This is a genomic window from Verrucomicrobiota bacterium (genome assembly GCA_037139415.1).
Classification (GTDB): domain Bacteria; phylum Verrucomicrobiota; class Verrucomicrobiia; order Limisphaerales; family Fontisphaeraceae; genus JBAXGN01.
The window spans coordinates 47,053-68,871 of the sequence record JBAXGN010000001.1 but is presented as its reverse complement, the minus strand read 5'-3'; the positions used below and the strand labels follow the sequence as shown (position 1 = coordinate 68,871).

Below are 21,819 nucleotides of genomic sequence, written 5' to 3'. Positions count from 1 at the left end.
ATCCGCCTTTTTGGGTATGCTGTCTTGGTATGAACGATGTAGCACTTGTTACTGGCGCGTCCCGTGGTATCGGGCGTGGAATTGCTTTGGAATTGTCCAAGACTGGTTTTGATGTCGTCATCAACTATGCCGGCAACCGGGAAGCCGCCGAGAAGACGGCGGCGGATTGCGTGGTCGCAGGCAAATCAGCGGGGCACTCCGTGCGTGCGGAAATATGCCAGGCCGATGTCTCCCAGGCAGTTCAGCGCGAGACCTTGATTGCCTTTACGCAGGCCCGGTTTGGCCGCTTGGATTTGCTGGTGAATAATGCCGGGGTGGCGCCGAACGTGCGGGCTGATATTCTGGAGGCGGGGGAAGAAAGTTTTGATCGCCTCATCAATATCAATGTCAAAGGCCCGTATTTCCTCACCCAACTGGCATCCCGCTGGATGATTGAGCAGGTCAAGGCCAATCCCAGTCAGAAGCCTAAAATCATCACGGTCACTTCCATCAGCGCCTATACCGCCTCGATCAATCGGGGTGATTATTGCATGGCCAAGGCGGCGCTCGCCATGCTCACCCCGCTCTACGCCGCGCGCCTGGCGGAGTTCGGCATCAACGTCTATGAGATTCGCCCTGGCATCATCGCCACCGATATGACCGGGCCGGTCAAAGAGAAGTACGACAAACTCATTGGGGAAGGTCTCACCCCCATTCAGCGTTGGGGGCAGCCGGACGACATTGGCAAGGCAGTGGTGGCCATTGCCACTGGTATGTTACCCTTTAGCACCGGCGAAGTGCTGAACGTGGATGGCGGCTTCCATTTACGGCGGTTGTGATCGAATATCTCAGTCAACGGGTATTTTTAAATAACTGAGTAAATCGTAAAAAAGACTTTCATTCGGTGCCTCGTAGGTGTAAGCTAGAGGTGTTAACGGTGGTCCGTAGGTGTGATCTATGGATGTAATTGAATCCAATAACCTGTTAAGCCATCTGCCGGAAAAGGAAGCGCAGCTTCTGCTTCAGGCGGCGCATGAGTTACACTATACTGGCGGTCAGCCGATTTTTAAAGAAGGTGACACGGGGGATGGTCTTTACCTGGTCAAGAGCGGTCAGGTAACCATCGTCGGAACCGCGAATTCTGGCGAGCAATTTGTGTTTTTCCGGGTGGCACCGGGAGATTTCTTCGGGGAAATGGCGGTGCTGGATAAACGCCCACGTTCGGCCAACGCCATTGCGGAAGGCGAGACCGTGGTCTATTTCATCCCTCACGACGCAGTGGTGAATTTATTGAAGCGTTCGCCGGAATTTGGCTGGGTGTTTCTGCAACGGTTTAGCGCGCGGTTGCGGGATTTTAACCGGCAATATATCAACCAACTTCTCCACGCGGATCGCATTGCCATGGTGGGCCGATTCGCGAGTTCCATTGTCCATGATTTGAAGACGCCGCTGACCATCATCAATCTCGCTGCCTCCATGGCGAGCCAGGCGAACAACACGCTGGCAGACCGCATAATTGCCCGGCAACGCATTAACGACCAGGTGGACCGCGTCAACAATATGGTCAACGACTTGTTGGAGTTCGCTCGTGGTGTTCCCACGTCTGGCGACTTTCCCCTGACCGATTACGCGGGTTTTGTGAATCCGTTGTTGGCGGAGCTGCACGGCGCGGCCCAGCACGGCGGGGTGCAGATCGTCTTGGAAAATCCTCCCCCGGTTCTTGCTCTCCCGCTGGATTCCCGCCGCCTTTACCGGGTCTTTTTTAACCTGATTAAGAACGCTATGGAGGCGATGCCGGAGGGTGGTAAAATCACTTTGCGTTTTCAAGTGAACGACTTGGCGGTGATTACCGAAATTGAGGATTCCGGCCCGGGGCTTGCGCCTGAGGCCTTGAATAAGATATTCGTCCCTTTTGCCACTTTTGGCAAACGCCAGGGAACCGGCTTGGGGCTTTCGATCTGCCGGCGCATCATCCAGGAACATGGTGGCGATATCACTGCGCATAACCGGCCTGGTGGCGGAGCGGTATTTACATTCACCTTGCCGCGTCCACCGGTTGCCTGATCTCGCCGTAACAGGCCCTGGTTTACTTGTTCGCACCTGTTACTTTAAACAAGCGCAAGGATGTTGGTGGCGGCAAGGGGCCTTCGCGCGGGCGGTCTCGATTGGCTCCCAAGGTTTGCCAGCGCAGCGTATAATACGATCCATCGGTCGGCTTCGCACCTAAATCGGACGCACTCCGGAATTGCAGCCCCGGGAACGTGACCTCCGAATCTTTGTCAAAGCGGCCAAAAGGATTGGCCCGCTGTGCCTTGCCGGTTGGTTTGAGCGTGGCTTCATCGAGCACCCAAACGCCGCCGCCCTTTTTCGCGTGTCCGTAGGGCAGGGTGAGTTGGCCTTCGCTCCAAGTCACATTCCCGACCGTAAGTTCCGCGATAGTGGTACCGCCGCCGTTGAATTCCCAGTGGTAGTCCCAGTCGCTGACCTGATATTGCTTCCAACGTCCCTCTTCGAGCCGGGCGCAATAAATTTGCGTGAACCCGTTGGCATCATGCTTGTGATAGCTGATGATCGTGCGTCCGCGCGAGTCAAACCCCACTCGCGTATTGCCGTTCAGCAGGCCGCCTCGGGTGGGCACCGGGTCCACGATCTCACCGGTGGCCAGGGTGATCGGCACTGGCACCGGCTTGCCAGCGCTGGTTTCCCAATGGATAAGGTCGCGGCTGCGCGCATAAGAAAGATCATGATTCGAGGAGCAATCTGGCGTATTCCGCCACACCCAGCAGATGTGATAATATTGATCCGGACCAACCTCGGGGCCTGAGTAGTAGGCGTTCATTTTTCCCAATCCCCCAAATAGCGGTGTATCCAGCAAGCGTTTCCATTTGTGACTGCGCGCGTCATAGACATCCAGAATCTGATCCCCGTTGCCGCTCTGACCATCGCGATACGTAAACACCAACTCGCCGCCCGGCCCCCGCAGAAAACGCGGGTAAGTGGTGCGCTTTTCCCGGTCACCCACCAGGGATGGCATGCGTTGAAGGCTGGTGATGTCCCGTGGCCGCGTGCTTTGGAAATACACGAGCGGGTTGACGTGCATGTTGCCGCTGACGTGCAGGCATTCGTTCGCATCCAACGCCATGGTGATGTAATTATGACTGTCCCACCCCACGCGCGAATCCAGTTTTTGCAAGGTCCACTCGCGCGACGGGATGCCGCGCCAGGCGACCGTCATCTGCCGATTGGTGTCGTAAAACGCCACATATTGGTTGGTGCCGCGGGTGAGCAACGCAAAACCAACCGGGTGCCCCGCCCACACCGGGGCCACCTCCAGCGCATAGTCCACCTGCTCCTGGCCTACCGCCAGGATGCGGGCGCACCCCAATCCCATCGCGACCATCGCGGCCAATCCTGGCCGAATCAGCTTGAATATTGGAACTATCATCGGCCTCGTTTTATCGGATACAGGTATTTTGGCAATGGAAAGTTTGATGGTTAGGTGCCGGTGGTGGAGGCAGCAGCGCAGATTTTTCCTATTCCACAAGCACCTGAATGCGGCAGGTCACTTGTAAGCGAATACACACGACCGTGAACGGATGGACGGTTAAGAAGAAAAGCAAAGTCGGGAAAAAGTGCATGAAACAACCGAAGTAATTCGCCTTTTTTCGGCAAAAATCTGCTTGATTCCCTAACCGGTGTGGGCGTAGGTTAATTGGTATGAGTAGCGAGCCAAAAGCAATGCTCCTTTACCGCCACGCGACAAGTGAAAACATTAAATATGCCACAAGGCAAATCTATCAAGATAAAAAAGAATCAGGGCTAAGCGGGGGCAGCGACGGGCTGAGATTAATCAAACCTAATTGCGACATTCCGCGTCGTATTTCGCCAACTCCAAGCGCAAGCGGGGCTGAAATTGCGGAACGTGGGCGGGGAAGGCTGGGCCGCATGGGGGGGCTGGCCTACATGCTGCTTTTGTGCTTGGGACTCACAGTTCAGGGGCAAAGCAACGTGTTGACGGTGAGCGGGGTCCTGCAACTCAGCGGGAGCATCCAGGTGGATCGCATTGTCGTGGCGGACACCAACAGCCTGATCCAGCTCACCGGCGACACGGATGTTCGCGTGGCGGGCATTCCTGGCACCAACGCTCCACCGGCTATATCGGGATACTTGCGATTCGTCAGCAATCTGCCCAGATCAGAAACCGGAGATGGCCCCCGGGGTTACAATCTCAGCGTGCAAGTTCAAGGGGATATCAAGGGAGGCATTAGTGCCGAACTAAACGGTGGGCATGCCTTCACCAACTACGGCAATGGTGGCGATGGCGGGAACTTCACGCTGATCTGCGACGGGACGATCTACGATATCTGTGTGGCTGAGGCAAATGGAGGGCAAGGTGTCACGAAGGCATGCAAAGGAGGAAATGGAGGCCACATACGGATCGAGGCACAACGGTTTTTGGGAGAGCACCTTTGGACTGATGTCTGGAGACAGCAGGGCGTAATAGGTTTTACTGCCAACGGTGGAAATGGAGGCGCTTATGATTTTAGTACCTCGACTGCTTGGGGAGCTGGAATGTGGGGTGGAAGCGGGGGAAAAGGGGGTGATATTGAGGTGCGGATTCACTGCGAATTGTACTCCCTTGGCGTGGGCCTGGTAGCCGATGGCGGGGGGGGCTCTGCACAAACTCACGAGTCGTTGTTGAACCATAATATCCCCGAGACCCCCTGTCCTGGAGGTGCTGGCGGTAATGTGTTTTTACGGGCGGGAGCCTTGATGTGCGCCCCGAAAGGAGTTGGAATTTCCAGCTCGGTTGCAGGGGGTGGTTCTACCCATGATTGGTATGCCAGCCCGGCTGCCAACATCGCTGGAGGAAACGGTGGGACCATCAATATTGGCGCAAATTTATTCACGAATTCGCCGTTTGCCTATCCAGAAGCGGCGACACCGAGAACCAATGTGGCTGGGGGTATCGGCATCCCGCCCGGCCAGTGTGGACAAGCCACAATCGCACTGGTGCCACCAATCAGCAATCGGTTGATGTGTACTGCCAGCGTGAGTCGCACCACTGTGGCCCTGGGCGAAATTGTGACGTACACGGTGGATGCCAGTTCCGATGATGCCTTGACTAACGTGGCGTATCGTCTGCCCTTCCCTGACCATGCGGAGTTTGTGTCCGCCGGGGAGCAAGCAGAACAGTTTCCACCCTACCGTTACATGGAAGACTTGGTCGGCAGAAGCATCATCGCCAACGATGGGACCAACGTCATTTGGAGCCTACCCTATCTGAACCAGTGCAAACCCAGGCGGGCGTTGTTCAACTTCCGCTGCCGGTATGACACTCCGGTGGGAACCCTGTTAACCAGCCAGTTGTCCGCCACCTGGGGGGGAAGCAACAGCATGCAGACCCCCTCCATGCAGACTCAGGTGATACAAACTCGGGATGCCGACAACCATTTGGGACTCAAAGATGTGCCCAACGTCAATGACCCGGTGCATCCCGGGCTGGGGAATTTTTTGGCCACCAAGTCGCTGTTTAGTCTGCCCGGCCCTGGGCGACCGTTCGCTTTTGAATTGGCCTACAATTCCCGCGACACCAATGCCGGGCCGCTGGGATATGGTTGGCGACACAACTTCATGATCGCGTTGCAGTTGCTGGATGGGGGGGCGGCTCGCCTCCGCTGGGCGGATGGCCATCGGGATTCTTTTGCCGAGAACGCCCAGGGCGCCTTTTTCCCGTTCGACTGCCATACCGAAGTGAACCTGGTCTGGACCAATGACATCACCCTGCTGACGAACGATTACGTCATTGCCAACCCATGGGTTTTGACCAACGTATTTTTTTATCATTCTGGCTACGCGGCCATTACGCCAGAAGGGATGCGGTATTTTTTTAACCATTATGGCCAACTAAACGGGATCATGGATGGGAGCAGCAACACGGTGATGATCGGATTTACCGGGAATGACAGGACCTCCCCGGTGGCCAAGGTCAGAGGGCCGACAGGGCGAATCCTTGACTTTACGTATTACACCAATGGTTTGCTGCGCGCCGTGACTTTGGGGCCGCCGATCAATCGTGCCCTCTACTTCCAGTATGACGCCGCCAGCAACCTGACGGCACTGGTCAACTTGCGCGGGATCACCAACCGTTTCACGTATGATTCGCAGCATCGGCTGCTGACCGAAACGGATGGCCGGGGGAATGTGGTAGTGGCCAACACGTATGATGATCAGGGCCGGGTTATCTCCCAAGCCAACGCGGAAAACCAGGTCACCCGGTTCCAATATGTGACCAATGATCCCACCTGCTTCCTGCGGGCGAACATCACCGCGCCATCTGGGGAAACCAGCAGCCATGCCTACGATGAGTGGTTCAATATTTTAAATCTGCAGGATACTGGGGCACAAACCGCGAGTTTTACGTACAATACCAATGGCTGGCGTCTTAGTGCGATTGACAAAGCGGGTCAAAATAGCACGTTCCGCTACGATGCCTCCGGGAGTGTTACCGCCCTGACCGATCGTGCGGGAGCGACGGTGCAACTTGGCTATGGAGCGGGCAACCTGCTTACGAGCATGCGTGATCCCGCGGGCAGCGTGACCACGCTGGGGTACGATGGGGCGGGCAACCTGGCGACCGTGATTGACCCGGCAGGCGGCCAGCAGCACGTAACAGTTAATCGTGCCGGCCAACCCGTGGCGGTGCAGGGGGCGCGTGGCGATACCTGGCGGATGGATTATGACGCCAACGGCTTCATGACCGGTTTGACCGATCCCTCCAACCTGACCGTGACCTGCACGTACGACGCCATGGGGCACTTGGCGTCGCGCAGTTTGCCGGGCCATCCTGAGACGGTATCTCAAACGACCTGGGATGCCCATGGCAATGCCTTGAGCACCACGGATTACCTCGGCCAGGTCACCGAGATGACGTATGATGAAAATGACAACCTCCTCTCCGAGCGGTTTGTGCCCACCGGAGCCACCACCACTTACGCCTACAACCGGCTCAACCAGGTGACCAACATCACCGATGCCCTGGGGGGGCGCAGCGCCTTTTTTTACGATCTGGCCGGACGCCTGGTGCGAACGGTAAATCCAGATGGGGAGGAAGTGCGGACAACCTACGACAGCCGCAGCAAGGTGATTGCGGAGACGGATGCCCTGGGGCAAACCACCCGCTATGGCTATGACGCCAACGGTTTGCGCGTCAGCATGACCAACCACCTGGGGCAGGTCTGGCGCTACCGCAAGGATGCCGAGGGACGGCTGACCGGGTTGCAGGACCCTTACGGTTTCTGGCAAACGCGCCAATACGATCCGGCTGGCCGGGTGACCGCCGACTCGGACGAACTGGGGCGCACCACGCGTTATGCGTACGATGTCATGGGGCGGGTCACCAATGCCATCGCACCGGATGGCGCGGCGACAACCTATGAATACGACGCCAACAGCAATGTGCGCAAGCAAACCGATCCGCTGGGGCACTCCTGGATAGTGGCCTACGATGGCATGGACCGGCCCAGCCAGCGCACCGACCCGACGTGGGCGGTGGAACGGTTCCAGTACAATGAGCAGGGTTGGTTGGCAAGCCAGACCCTGCGTGATGGACGAATACGTCGCTATGATTATGATGCCAACGGGCGTCTCGTGAACCGCACCCTTCCGGATGGGACTGTCATTGCCCGCACCTATGACGCGGCAGGCAACCTCATCCAATTGCGCCAGGGTTCGCTGACCAACACCATGACCTATGATCTGCTAGGCCGAAGAACCTCCTTCACCGACGCTTCAGGATGGCCCCTCACTTACGGCTACACGGCTGGAGGCCGCCTGGCCGCAGTAACCTATCCGGGAAACCGCACGGTAACGTATGCGTACGACACGGTGGGCCGGCTAACCCGAGTGCAGGACTGGGATGGTCGCCAGATCCGTTATGCGTACGATCAATTGAATCGGGTGTCCGCGGTGACCATGCCCAACGGTACTGCACAGCGATATGCCTACGATTTGAACAACCGGATCATCAGCCTGCGCCATGAGCGATCCGATGGCATGCTATTGGCAGGCTATGGTTACAGTTACAACCCGGCCGGCCAAATGATCCAGCGCACCCGCAACTTGTCCGGGATCACGAACGCGGTGGCCACACAGTCCCGGCGTTTCACCTATGACGCGATGAACCGGCTGTTGACCATGGTGCGCGGCCAGGTGACCAATGTGTTCGCCTATGACTTGCGAGGGAACCTGTCCAGCAAGACCGCCAATGGTGTGTTGACCCGCTACACCTACGACGATTTGGACCGGCTGCGCACCACCAGTAATGGGACCGTGCAAGTGACCTATGCCTATGACGGGCGGGGGGTGCGGGTGGGTAAAACCGTGAACGGGATTGCGACAGGCTATTTGAATGACGGCACCCGGACTTACGGTAAGCTGGATCACAATGGCCGCCTGGCTACCTACTATGTTTACGCGGGTTCACTGGCCTACAGCCTCAGTGCGTCCGGTGACCTCCTGGTCTATCATGGGGACCAGCAAGGGCATGTGGAGGGCGTTACGGACAACCGCCAAACGCTGGTGCAAGCGTATGCCTATGAGCCGTATGGGCGGTTGCGAGCTGCCAGTGGCACCTTATCCAACGAGTTCCAATACGTGGGCTTGCATGGAGTGGTGGCGGATGAAAACGGGCTGTATTACATGAAGGCGCGTTATTACGATCCGGAATTGGGGTCGTTTTTGACAGAGGACCCGGCAGGGTTGGCAGCGGGGATGAACCTCTACGCTTATGCGGCGGGTGATCCGGCCAACCTGATTGATCCCAGTGGTTTGTCGCCGGGGGGCGGCTTAGGCACGGCCAGCACCGTGGAATCTGTGACGCTCCAGTTTGCGTCGAACCTAAGCGGCGAGCAGGGGACCAAGTGGAAAAAGGCGACGGCCATGGGAGACACGATGCCGGTCCCAGACGGTCTGCAGAACTCCCCACTGGAAGTCATTAACGCGCTCAAACAGATTAAACATGATTTATTGAGGAACAGCGAGACCCGCATCCTCCACACTTTGACCACGAGCAAAGGCGATTTTATGCAGCGCCTTGGCACCGGTTGTGTGGATGCATCCTGGAAGCGGCAGGCGATTTTGCAAAACATGCTGAAAAACTACAGTGCTTACGGCACGTGGAAAGTGCAAGAGGCGAAACTGCTATCCGGTTTCCATACCATGAATATCATTACCTACACGCCCACGTGGGCGCCGACGGTGCAGATGGATTTCCTGGTGGATAATTACACCGGCTATATCCCCACTATCAGTGCTGTTATTCGGACGGACATCCAAACCCAAACCTGGACCGGAAACCCCGGAAGACTAGTTATCCCTGTCGCCCTGCCGGCTGGCGTGCCAAATCCTGGGGTGCTTGACACGGTGGCACCGCTTTGGGATTGCGGGCCCCTCATCCTGGTGGAGGATACGGGAAAATATCCGACCGACTTGCCAAAGCGGAAAAAATGAATCAGGCGACAACGATCCCAAACCACTAATTTTCACTGATATGAACGCCATGCTAAAACGCCAATTAACACTCTTTCAGACGCTGGTTATGCCGCTGGTTATGCTGGCAAGCTTGGCCCACGCCGAACTGGAGACCACCCAATATCAGTACGATGCCGCCGGGCGTCTCGCCGTGGTGATGCGCCGTCTGCCAGGCACCAACGTGGTGACGTATTTGGAACACGATCTGGCCGGCAATTTGGCATTGGAATCGGCGTATGACGCTGCGGATACGGAGGTGGCTGTGGATGCCAATGGGATGATCACCGGTTACAGCGGTTCCGGCGGGGAGGTAACCATCCCGGACAGCCTCATCGGGTTGCCAGTCATTGGGATCGGCCCTCAGGCGTTTTTTTCCTGCACCAACCTGACGCGCATCACGCTGCCCGCCAGCGTGACCAACCTTGGGGATTATGCGTTCTATAACTGCACCAGCCTGACCGGAGTCTATTTCAAGGGGAATGCCCCCAGCGCTGGTTTGGGCGTATTCAATGGGGCCAGCAATGCCACGGTGTATTATCTGGCCGGCACAACGGGTTGGCCGGTGGTTCCCGGCGCGTGGGCCGGACGCCCGACGGCGCTGTGGAACTTGTCCGCCCGCCCGGAACTCATCCAATCGCCAACGAGCGTGCTGGTGCGCCCCGGGCAAACCGCGCAATTCCAAGTGCAAGCCAGCGGCAATGAACCGCTCCGCTATCGGTGGACCAAGAACGGACAGCCAGTGGCCGGTGCCAGCAATGCGGTTTACATTCTCAGGAATATCACGGCCGCGCAGGCCGGCAAGTATCAGGTCTTGGTTTCCAATGCCTTGGGCAGCACCAACAGCGCCGTGGCGACTTTGACGGTGGACGGGGTGAAACCCACACTGACCGTCACCACCCCACCCGCCAACAGCAAGGTGACCACGGCGGCCACGAACCTCAGCGGGCGCGTGACAGATACGGGGGGGCCGCTGGCGAATGTGCTTTACCAGGTCAACAATGGTGCGTGGCAAACCGCCATGGGCACCACGAACTGGGTGGCGCCCGTAAACAACCTGGTGCGCGGCCCAAACACCATTAATCTCTGTGCCGCCGATGTGGCGGGAAACTGGTCCGCCACTAACATGCTGAAGGTGACATACGTGGTCAGCGACTGGTTGACGGTTCTTCCCCCCAGCCATGGCAGTATCGCGCCGGATTTGAATGGCAAGCTGTATGAAATAGACAAGGTTATTTCCACCCGACTGGCAGCCACCCCGGCCAAGGGTTGGCTACTGTCGAACTGGGTGGCGCAGATTGGAGTTGGGGGGCCGGTCCTCTGGACCAGTAATCAGGCAGCCATCCAAGTCACCATGGTTTCCAACCTGGTGTTGACGGCGAACTTTGTCACGAACCAGTGGTTGGCTTTCAAAGGCGAGTATGTCGGCTTGTTTATGCCCACGAACGGGACGCCCGACTTCACCAACGCCGGCCAGCTCAAGCTGACGGTGACGGATAAGGGCACCTTCACCGGGCAACTGTTGTACAAAGGGCTGACGGTGGCGTTGACGGACGGCTTTGATGCATCTGGGTGCGTGCGGCGCACGAATCTGGCGGGGCGCGCGTCCGTGGTGGTGGCGTTGCAGGTGGACTTTGCGGCCCAGGCCGTGCGCGGGACAGTACGTGAAGGGAGCGACTGGATCGCGCCGGCGGTGGCATATCGCAAAACGACCAGCGCCACCAAGGCAAACTACACACTGGTGTTGGCCTCGGCCGCGCCGCCGATGCCGGCGGGTTATGGGGCAGCCACGGTAGTGGTGAACGCGGCGGGGACGGTCAGCCTGGCTGGCAACCTGGGGGATGGCACAGTGTTGAATGTGACCCCGGCGGTGGTGGACGCAGCGGGGTATTGGCCGGTGTACCTGGCGCTGTACGGCAACCAGGGGATGGTGCTTGGGTGGTTGAATGCGACGAATGCGGAGCGGGATGGGAACCGGTTGTATTGGCAGAAGCCAGCGAGTGGTACCGGCGTGCATCGGGCGGGGTTTGGCGGGGTGCTGGAAGCCACCTTGACGCCGTACAATATGCCGGCGGGCAACCGCACGGCGCCGGGTTGGACGAATGGGGCGTCCGGGATGCTCTGGGTGGAGGGGGGCAATGTGCCGACGAATATGATGTGGCAGGTGCCGATCCAAATCAGCAATAACCTGGCCAAGGCAATGGGCGGGACGTTGACTAAGTGACGCTGACGATCAACGCGGCGAACGGGATGTTCAGCGGGGTGTTCAAGCTGCCGGCAGCGAAGCTCACCACCCCCTACAAAGGCATCCTGGGCGGCGTAACGGACCTTCACGGACTTACAACGCTGGAAGGTTTTGGCTGGTTCCTGGGGACCGACCAGAGCGGCAGCATCCGGTTGGAACACTGAAGAAGAGTGGTTGTGCAATTAACGGTAAGCCGACTGGGAAGTCGGCGACACAGCAGGTTTGGAAACCTGCGCCACCGCCGCGTGAGCGGCAGGCCTCGTTGCTCGATCGCGTCTTGCCAGCCGCCCAAAATCCTGCGCGCCTTAGCTCATCTTGAAACTCACTGGAATAATAGCGACCCCTTGCAGGCTTGAATAATTGAGGTGGCATTCATAAACAGACCATCGCACCACGGTTTTTTAGGAGGCCGTCGTTTGAATCGTTCCCAAAGAACTGTGCCGATCCACGGCATCTGGATAAAGAGTCTCCCGCCGATCCCCACGGCGCTGGTTGTGACACACGTCGAGTTGGCAACGCCCACGGTTCAAAAAACACCAATTATCGTGCGGTGCGGCGGTCTTGATTTGGCGGGCAAAAACAGTTCCGCCACGAAGGCTTGGCCGGCAGGTCTCGGATGGATTACACGTTACCAAGCCTTGGCCAACGGCGTTGCTTGCTCAATGAGATGTAGGTCCTTAATCGCAGGCGCGGCGGCGTCTTGGGGGGGCGATCCCTGGCAACGTAAACCAAAAGGTGCTGCCTTTGCCCGGCGCGCTGATCACACCCATTCGACCGCCATGCGTCTCCACGGCAAGTTTACAAAATGCCAAACCCAAGCCGGTGCCAACGCCGCTTCGTCTAATTTCTCCCTGGTTGTATTTTTCAAAGATTTTATTTTGGAATTCGGGTGGGATGCCCGGTCCAGTGTCGGTAACCGCAAAACGGACGTCGCGGGCACGATGGGAAATCTCAAGGCTCATGATGCCATCCGGGGGCGTGAACTTGATGGCGTTCGAAAGCAGGTTCACGATCACACGGGAAATAATCCCCTGGTCACAGAATACCGGGCACGGGTCTTGGTGCTCCAGAATCAAACTTCGCTTGTCCGCCAGCGGTGCCACCGACTTCATGGCAGAGCACGCAATCACAACCAAGTCGCCGTAATTTTTGCAGAGGGGCATTTCTCCGGAATCCAGCCGGCTGATGTCCAACACCTGGTTCACCAAATCCTCCATCCGGCTGGTGGCACCCGTTAGCGCTTCCAGAATCTCTTGAATGTCTTTGTTGTCCGTCATGGCCGTTCCGAGCAGATCGTTCAGGAGCGAGCCGGAAATGCGCATCGCGTAGAGCGGAGAGCGCAGATCATGCACCACCATGTGAACCAGGTCATCCCGCAATTCCTCCAGTTGCTGGAGCCGCGCATAACTGGCCTGCAGGCGGCGTTCCCGGTCGCGCAGCGCAAGGTGGGTCTTGACCCGCGTCGTTACCTCCTCAAGCTGGAATGGTTTCGTGATGTAGTCAACGCCGCCCACCTTGAAGGCTTTGACTTTGTCCAGCGTCTCGGTCAGCGCGCTCAGGAAAATGACCGGGATCGCCTTTAAGGTTTCGTCCGCCTTCAACTGTGTGCAGACCTCATAGCCGTTCATGTCCGGCATATTGATGTCCAGCAGGATAAGATCCGGCGGGGAGTGTCGGGCGCTGCGCAAGGCCAGTTCACCCGAGGGCGCCAGGCGAACTTGGTACCTGAGCTGTTTGAGCATTCCCGCCAGCACCTGGAGGTTGGCCAACGAATCATCCACGAGTAGCAGCGAGACGGTTGGTTCAGGAGTTTGAGTATTCATAAATTGGAAGTTTACGCGTTGTTGGGTTCGAGCTTTTTAAAACGGACCGTGAAACGGACGCCTGGGGGCGTCAGATTCTCGACCACCACCGCGCCGCCGCACAGGCTGATGATGCGTTCGGCCAGCGGCAGGGCAACGCCCAAATCGCCGCCGGGCGTGATCGGTTCAGCGACGGCCAGTAAATCGAAGACGCGGGGCAGCATCTCGGGCGGGATGCCCAGGCCGTCGGTTTCGATGATCAGGCCGCCCGGTTCCGACGCGTCGGCTTTTGTGAGCCGCACGAGGCTGCCGACTTGGGTGAATTTGACCGCCGTCTCCAGCAAAGAACGCAGCGCCCGGACCAGGTAGGTCGGCGCGCCTTGGACCAACCCTAAATCCAGCGGAGCTGGCGCGAGCTGAACGCCACGAGAATCGGCGTACCGAACCGCTTCGGACCGGGCCTTGATCAGCAGCGTCTCCAGCCGGCATGCCTGCTGCGAATCGGCGGCCATTCCCACGCCGAGCTGCGTCAGCAGGAGGGAGTCATCCACCATGGTCATCAACCGATCCCGGCTGGCCTCGTACATGCCCGCAAACTCCCGGTTTTCCACGTCCTGGCTGGCGGTGGCTAATAGCATTTCGGTCACGCCCAGAACCCCGTTCAGGGGGGTGCGCAGTTCGTGGGAAATCAGGTGGAGGAAATCGCTTTTGGCCCGGTCCAGGATGGCCAGCCGGGCATGCGCCTCGGCCAGTTCGCGGGTACGCTTCGCAACTTGGTCCTCCAAGCGCGCGTTCTGCTGTTCCAATTCCCGGCGCAGGTGGACGAGTTCCAGATGGGTGCGCACGCGGACCATCACTTCCGAAAACTCAAACGGCTTGGTCACATAATCCACCGCGCCCAGCGCGAAGCCCTCGATCAGGTTCGAGGTCTCGTTGAGGGCGCTGATGAAAATGACGGGGATGGTCTTCAGGTTCGCGTCGGCCTTGAGTCGCTTGCACACCTCGTAACCGCTTATCCGCGGCATATTGATATCGAGCAGGATGAGGTCGGGCGGGCTGCGGTGGGCGGCCTGAAGCGCCACTTCACCGGAGATCGCCGGCTGTACTTTATAGCCCCGGCTTTTGAGCAGACTGGTCAGCAGATTGAGATTGGCCGGAATGTCCTCCACGACCATGATGGTCGCATTGGAAAATGGTGGGGTGTCAGTATTCATTGTTTTGGTATTTCTGGAGATAACATTTTTTGCAGCGTACCGTAATCAAACTGTTTTGTTAATTGGTGAAGCTGGCGGCCAAGCGTGGCATCCTGGATCGTCACCTGCTCCACCAGGGCCAGCGTTGCGTCGTGGTCCAGGCAGTCGGTGGCGTCGCGCAGTTGAACCAAGAGCGCGGGTGGCAAACCGCCAATCGCCTCAGCCAAGGGCAGGCCCGCCAGCGGCGGAGGCGAGGCCGTTATTTGCGTCGGAGGCGAGTCGCCATAGATATAGTCTACGCTGGTCAATTGCTTGATCGTTTCCAACAGGTCGGCTTCCTTGAACGGTTTACCCATGAACACATCCGCCCCCTCGGCCACCGCGCGACGCTGCTGTTCCAACAATAAATCAGCACTCAGCTCAATGATTTTCACGGTCCTACCGTGCGCCAGGCGAATCTGGCGGAGAACCTCAAAGCCGTCCATCTCCGGCATGCACGAATCCAGGAGCACGACGTGGGGCAACCAGGCCTGGCATTGCGCCAGCGCGTCCGCGCCGTGTCTCTCGGTCCGGACTTCAAAACCGGTTGGGGCGAGCATCTGCACCAGCAAATCGAGGTTTTCCTGCTGGTCATCCACCACCAGCACACGGCAGGCGGGCAACTCCGGCAGCAGCCGCAACACGCGCCGGGTGGGCGTGGTTGGGTTTGGAACAGCGGTCTCCTCCGCCCGGGTTACCCGCACCTTAAAACTGAACATGGAGCCCATCCCGACCCGGCTGATGACGTGGATATCACCACCCATGAGCCGGATAAACTCCCGGCTGATGGGCAACCCCAGCCCTGTGCCACCGGTGGTCTGTCTGCCCGTATTGGTCTGGAAAAACGGCTCGAACACATGCGGAATATCCTCTGGGGCAATCCCCGCGCCGGTGTCCTCAACTTCCGCGTGCAGGTACTCCGATCCGTCCGCGTCCGCTTGAAAACTCACGCGCAGGATCACCGTGCCGCCCTGGGCGGTGAACTTCATGGCGTTGCCGAGCAGGTTGATAAGGACCTGACGCAGCTTGGTTTCATCCGTCTGGACGCAACGCGGCACGTCAATCTGAAGCTCCACGTTGAAGTGGAGATGCTTGGCGCTGGAGCGCTGGTGGAACAGGTGCTCCAAATCGTCCAGCAGCAGGTGCAAATCAAAGTTGGACGGATGGAGGATCAGCCGGACGGATTCAATGCGGGCCATCTCCAGAATGTCGCTGATGATATCCATCAAGTGTTCGCCGCTGCGGGTGATGGTGGTCAATTGCTGCCGCTGGAGACCGGATAACTCCGCATCCCGCATTAGGAGCTGGGTGAAGCCGAGGATGGCATTCATCGGCGTGCGGATTTCATGGGACATATTGGCCAGAAACGTGCTCTTGGCGCGGTTGGCCGAATCGGCGGTCTCCTTCGCCCACCGCAATTCATTTTCCATCTGTTTCCGCTGGCTGGAATCCTCTTTGACGCCCACAAAATGGGTGGTGCGGCCCGCCTCATCCACCACCGGCGCGATGGCGATGGTTTCCCAATACAGCGAGCCATCTTTCCGGCGATTGCAGAGTTCGCCGCGCCAGATGCGGCCGGCGGTGATCTCGGCCCACAGATGTGCGTAAAATGCATCCGACTGGACCCCGGATTTAAGGAACCGCGAAGTCTTTCCCTGCACTTCTTCCAAACAGTAGCCCGTAGTCTGGCTCCAGGCGGGGTTCACATACTCAATGCGCCCCTGCACATCGGTGATCAGAATCATCGAAGGGCTATGCTCCACGGCCAGGGACAGCTTGCGCAGCTTATCGTTGGCCCGCTTGAGCGTGGTGACATCCAATAAGGCGACCAGGAAATGGTCCTTCATCACTGATCCGGTGATGAGCATGGTGCGCACCGTGCCGTCTTTGCACGTCACGTTGAGTTCTTTGGAGGCCATTAATCCGGTGCCCTGCATGGCTTGGGCGGCCGCCGCCACCCACTGTTCCCGCACCTGATGCCGGTAACCCGACTCCGGATATGCTTTGGGCCACCACACCTCGAGGGTGGGAAGATCCGCCAGGGTATAACCCAACACCCGGGTGAACTGGTCATTGATTAACTGCGTGTGCCCATTCACATCCAGCAGCGCCAGCGGCAGCGGGGCCATCTCAACCAATCGGCGAAACTTGGTTTCGCTGGCCAGCAACGTCTGCTCCAGGCGCTTGCGTTTGGTAATGTCAATCATCACCGTCAGGAAATATTGCTGCCCCTGGCTGGTGATCACTTCGCCGGAAAATAGCCCGCTAATAATGGTCCCGTCCTTGCAGCGGACCTCCAATTCCAAATCGGCAACGCGATGATTCGCCAACAGCGTATCGGCAGCCGCAGCCTGCCGCTCGGGCTCCACGAAGATGCCGAGTTCACCTGCGGTTCGACCGATAATCTCCTCCTTGGAATATCCGAGTGCATTCAGGAAGGCGTCGTTGACGTCGCTGAACTGCCGATCCGGCAGGGTGGAGAGCGCCATCAAGGTGGGATTATTGCGGAAGAGTCGCTCGAACCGCTGTTGTGCTTCCTGCTCCGCGCTCAGGTCTTTGCTGACGCCGAAGATGCACTGCTCGCCATTCCATCGGCCAAACCAGACACGGGTCTCCACCGGAATGGGAGTTCCGTTCCGCTTGACCATCGGCAGGGGGCAATATTCGCGCTCGCCCCGGAACATGGCCGCGAAAATCTCCCTGGCTTCCGGCCGCACCACGGCCGGATGCAGGTCCAGCACGTGCATGGTGGCAAGGTCCGCCTCGCCATAGCCCAACTTGCGCTTGAGCGACTGGTTGACGAACTGGATGCGCCCCTCCGGCGTCGCCACCACAATCAGGTCGCCAATGGTCTCAAAGAACGTGCGGAAGTTCTCTTCGCTGGATTTGAGTTTGGCCTCCAGTTGCTTCTGCACGGTGATGTCCCAATTCGTGCCGATCAAATGCTCGGGCTGACCAGCGGCATCCCGCTGCACTTGGGCCAGGGCGCGGATATTATGAATGCTGCCGTCCGGCCAAACGACGCGGAACTCCGTGTCGAAATTCTTTTCACCGCGCAAGGCGCGCTGGATTTCTTCATCGCCCCGCTGCCGGTCTTCCGGGTGAACCCCCGCCTGCCAGGCCGCATACACACCGCTGAACTGATCGCGCGTAATTCCGTAAAGGCGAAACATCTGGTCATCCCAAACCAACTGGTTATTGGCAACATAGTAGTCCCAGATGCCCACGCCGCCCGCTTGCGCGGCCAGCGACAGACGGCTGGTAATATTCTGCAATAACAGCTCGGACCATTTTCGCTGAGTGATATCCTGATGGGTTCCCCGCATGTGCAGCGGCTTGCCCGTCTCCGTCCAGCTGGTCACTTTGCCCCGGTCAAGCACCCAGACCCAGGAACCGTCCTTGTGTCGCATTCGTGCCTCGAACTCATAATAGTCCAATTTGCCGCTAAAATGATTCTCCAGCATGGCGCTACTGGCTTGCAGATCGTCGGGATGGGCAAATTTCATCCACGTGGCGATGGAGACCGGAGCCAGTTCTTCCAGCGTGTAGCCAATCATGTTGGCCCAGCGTTCATTGAAGATCGTCTCACCGGTCTGGACGTTCCATTCCCAGGTGCCCACGTTGGTGCCTTCGATAATGCCAGCCAGCCGATGCCGCTCTTCCATCAGCGTCACTTCCATGCGTTTGCGCTCGGTGATATTCGTCACGGCGGAGCGGCTGCGGAGGAAACGCCCGTCGGCATCCCGCACCGCCACAGTGTCCACCAGGACCACCAGGGACGATCCGTCCTTGCCGCGCAGTTCCCACTCATACTGATTGACCGTGCCGGTTTCGACGAACGGCAGAAAACGTTCGTTGAATCGCGCGGCACTCTGCGGGGTCAGCAGTTCGGTGAAGTGCAGGCGCCCCTCCACCTCCTCCCGCCGGTACCCAAGCCAGTTTAGCTCGGTATCGTTCATTTGCAGCATCACTCCGTCCGGGCCGACGGAGTGGTACCCGCAGGGGGCGTTATGGTAGAGGCTGAGCGCCTCGGCGGTGCGCTCCCTTACGCGCTGCTCCAATTGCTGGTTGAGGGTCCGCAATTCCTGCTCGGCTTTTTTCCGCTCGGTAATGTCGCGGATGACACTTAACAGGATTGGCTCCCCGTCAATCAGCGTTGCGCGCGAACTGACCTCGACCGGGAACGGGCGGCCATCCTGGCGCACATGGACCGTCTCAAACAACATTCCGTCCCGGCGAGCGTTCTCCATCTGTTGGGCAACCCTGGTCTTTGCATCCGCCGGGCGCAAATCATAGATCGTCTTGGTCAATAGTCCTGCCCGGTCATAGCCGTAGGCTTCGCAGGCGGCCCGGTTGACCTCGATAATCTGGCCCTCCGGTGGGCGGACAAACAGGATGATGTCCTTGGCGTTATCCGAGAGCAGTTGGTAGCGCGCCAACGTGGCATCGCCGGCCTTCCGGGACGACTCATCCTCCAGCGCTTTTAACGCCCGCGCCACTTTGCCGGCCAGGTCCAGCAGGAGGTCCACCTCCTGGGTGTCAAAGGCGTTTACCCGATCGGCCTTCACGGTCAGTACGCCAAACAGGCGTTCCTTGTGAAGCAACGGCACAGAAGTAATGGAGGCGGCTCCCGCCATCATTGCCGGACCGCGCCAGGGCGCGAAACGCGGGTCGTTGGCCAAATCCGCGAACACCACCGGCCGGCGCTCCCGAAGGGCGATGCCCGTCGGCCCTTGCCCCAGCGCGCTATCATCCCAGCGGATGGGCGCGTGGAGTTCGAAATTGGCGCCGGCGTGCGCCACGGGTTTGATCTCCCCCGAGGCCTCCTCGGGTTGGCCGATCCAAACGATCACGTACCCCCGGGTGTGGCAGAGACTACGGCAGACGCCATCCAGAATTTTCTGCCGGTCGTGCTCCCGGTTTAGCAGGCCGGCGATGTCCCGGATTGCCAGCAGCACCTCGTTTAGATGGCGGACTTGATTGAGGGTCTGGTGGAGTAGCGCCTCGGCGTGTTTGAGATCAGTAATGTCCAGACAATGCCCGATATACCCGATAAATTCTCCCTGGCTGTTGTAGTGCGGCGTCCCGTTGTCATGAATCCAGCGATACACGCCATCAAACCGGCGAAAACGATAATCCATACTGAACCGCTCCCGCCGATCAAAGGCTTCGCCATAAGTCCGCAGGCAGTTCGGTAAATCGTCCGGATGCACGCCTTTCGCCCAGCCATCGCCCCATTCCTGTTCCAGCGTGCGACCAGTAAATTCCAGCCAGGGCCGGTTGAAATAATGGCATTTTTTGTCAAGGCCAGCGGCCCAAACCAACGCCTGCCCCGAATCGGCCAAGGCGCGAAAATGGGCCTCACTTTCCTGTAAGGCGGCTTCCGCCAGTTTGCGCGCGGTGATATTGGTGACGAATACAGTTAAACCCGAAATCGCACCGGTGCTGTCAAGAATGGGATCGTACCGGTTTTCATACCACTCACGCTGCAAGGATTGATCGCCGTATTCTTCCACGACCAACAAGTGCTCCCCGTGCAGGACACGATCAAAATTGACTTTGGCCCGGGCGCGATCCTCCGGCGTGCCAATGACCTCCAGCATGTTCATCCCAATCTTAATCTCCACCCCCCAGATTTTGTTGATCGTCTGCTGGTGTCCGAGAGTGAACTCGGTATAGCGATAGTCACGATCCAGGGAAAAGACGATGATTCCCTGTGGGCTTTCCATGATCGCCTTGAGCAAGTCGGCCTTTTCGTTCGCGCGGGACTCACTATCCCGGAGTGCATTTTCCACGCGCTTGCGCTCGGTGATGTCGCGCACAAAGAGGTGAAATTCGCCATTGTCACCCGCCAGCGCCAAACTTAATTCCACGTTCAGGAGGGACCCATCCTTGCGCCGCCACCGGGATTCAAACCAAAGGGGGCTGTGCTGCCTGAGCCGGGCAGCCATGCTGATGTGAACGTCCGCGGCGGCGGGATCGGCCTGCAGGCGGGCGAGGGGCAGGCCAAGCAGATCCGCTTCCGGGTATCCAGTCAGGGTGCAAAGCGTGTGATTCACCTCCAGGATATATTCCGCCCGGCTAACCCAGAGGAAGCCATCCATGGTGGTGTCGAGGGCGGCATGGTATTGACGAATGGCCGGACGCCGCCCCTCATAAAGCAGAATCAGCCCCCCCAACACGACGGCACAGGCCACCTGACAGAAAAACAGTTCCAACCCATAACGCAAGAATAGCGCCAGGCCGTGCTCCAGTGGCCGGACGAGCAGGAGGGACAGGGCTTCGCTCAGACCGACGGCCAGCCCGGCCAAGAGCAACCCCAGCAGGTGACGAATCCAGTCCGGCTGCCACCGCCGCAAAACGCATAGCAACCCAGCGGAGGCGAAGTAATCACAAATCGTACCCAGTCCGCCCGCCGGCGCGCCGACGCCACCCAGCAACGCGTGCATCACAAGGGATGCCGCACTGGTGACGGCCCCACATTTGAATCCCCCCAGCAGGGTGGCAACGGCAATAATGGTCCCCCCCGCATCAATCGTCACTCCGGACTGCACCGAAGGGCTGAAAATGAGGGTGACCACGGCCATGACGGCGTAACTGAGGCAGCGCAAACCGGGGCGGAATTTTTGGGGAACCAGCCAAGGGCGTGCGAGATCGGTTAGCAAATACGCCCCGAAACCAAGCAGCGTGATATTTGCGACCAAAATGACGTGCTCAAACATGGGGCACCTGCAAGTTGGAGTTTCTGGCGCACGCGACATGATGTCGCCATCGTTTTAATCGCCGCACACTCCCCTGGAATACCGGGGGAACATCCACGATCAGCATCTGGTTTTGTGTGGCGATCATACAATACGACGACAATTCGCTACTAACCACATCAGGATGCCACACCTGATTGGAGGATCACAAATGCGGAAACTACCCTTTAAAAGGTAGTGGCACGGCGAACGCGGGTACCGGCTGGGAGGGGGATTCGCAACGGAGATGGCGGTTTTCGCCGTTGCTCACCGGCCCCCCTGACCGCCTGAAG

At 58.6% G+C, this 21,819-nt stretch carries 9 protein-coding genes; 5 read left to right on the top strand and 4 right to left on the bottom strand.

All coding sequences use genetic code 11. The features are described from left to right. Window positions 1-29 precede the first annotated feature (29 nt). Window positions 30-818, top strand: coding sequence for a 3-ketoacyl-ACP reductase (locus WCO56_00225; protein MEI7727966.1), 789 nt, complete (start codon window positions 30-32; stop codon window positions 816-818). 118 nt (window positions 819-936) lie between these two features. After that, window positions 937-2,043, top strand: a complete 1,107-nt coding sequence (locus WCO56_00220) for an ATP-binding protein (GenBank protein MEI7727965.1) — start codon at window positions 937-939, stop codon at window positions 2,041-2,043. A gap of 22 nt (window positions 2,044-2,065) precedes the next feature. Here the strand turns inward: WCO56_00220 and WCO56_00215 are convergent, their stop codons facing one another. After that, window positions 2,066-3,424, bottom strand: a complete 1,359-nt coding sequence (locus WCO56_00215) for a BNR repeat-containing protein (protein ID MEI7727964.1) — start codon at window positions 3,422-3,424, stop codon at window positions 2,066-2,068. 500 nt (window positions 3,425-3,924) lie between these two features. Here WCO56_00215 and WCO56_00210 point away from each other — a divergent pair, with 500 nt between their 5' ends. The 3 genes from WCO56_00210 to WCO56_00200 are packed head-to-tail and all read left to right on the top strand — an operon-like array spanning window position 3,925 to window position 11,916. After that, window positions 3,925-9,489 carry an RHS repeat-associated core domain-containing protein gene (locus tag WCO56_00210; protein MEI7727963.1) on the top strand — a complete coding sequence of 1,855 codons (5,565 nt, stop codon included), beginning with the start codon at window positions 3,925-3,927 and terminating at the stop codon, window positions 9,487-9,489. Between the two features lie 40 nt (window positions 9,490-9,529). Continuing rightward, window positions 9,530-11,731, top strand: coding sequence for a leucine-rich repeat protein (locus WCO56_00205; protein MEI7727962.1), 2,202 nt, complete (start codon window positions 9,530-9,532; stop codon window positions 11,729-11,731). Continuing rightward, on the top strand, window positions 11,728-11,916 hold the full coding sequence (locus tag WCO56_00200) for a hypothetical protein (GenBank protein MEI7727961.1): 189 nt from the start codon (window positions 11,728-11,730) through the stop codon (window positions 11,914-11,916). Before WCO56_00205 ends, WCO56_00200 begins: the two co-directional genes overlap by 4 nt. A gap of 513 nt (window positions 11,917-12,429) precedes the next feature. On the opposite strand, the gene WCO56_00195 is transcribed toward WCO56_00200, so the two are convergent. The 3 genes from WCO56_00195 to WCO56_00185 are packed head-to-tail and all read right to left on the bottom strand — an operon-like array spanning window position 12,430 to window position 21,508. Next, window positions 12,430-13,575, bottom strand: coding sequence for a hybrid sensor histidine kinase/response regulator (locus WCO56_00195; protein MEI7727960.1), 1,146 nt, complete (start codon window positions 13,573-13,575; stop codon window positions 12,430-12,432). A gap of 11 nt (window positions 13,576-13,586) precedes the next feature. Further along, complete coding sequence (locus tag WCO56_00190) at window positions 13,587-14,768, bottom strand: hybrid sensor histidine kinase/response regulator (GenBank protein MEI7727959.1); 1,182 nt, start codon at window positions 14,766-14,768, stop codon at window positions 13,587-13,589. Then, window positions 14,765-21,508 carry a PAS domain S-box protein gene (locus WCO56_00185; GenBank protein MEI7727958.1) on the bottom strand — a complete coding sequence of 2,248 codons (6,744 nt, stop codon included), beginning with the start codon at window positions 21,506-21,508 and terminating at the stop codon, window positions 14,765-14,767. Before WCO56_00185 ends, WCO56_00190 begins: the two co-directional genes overlap by 4 nt. Between the last annotated feature and the right edge of the window lie 311 nt (window positions 21,509-21,819).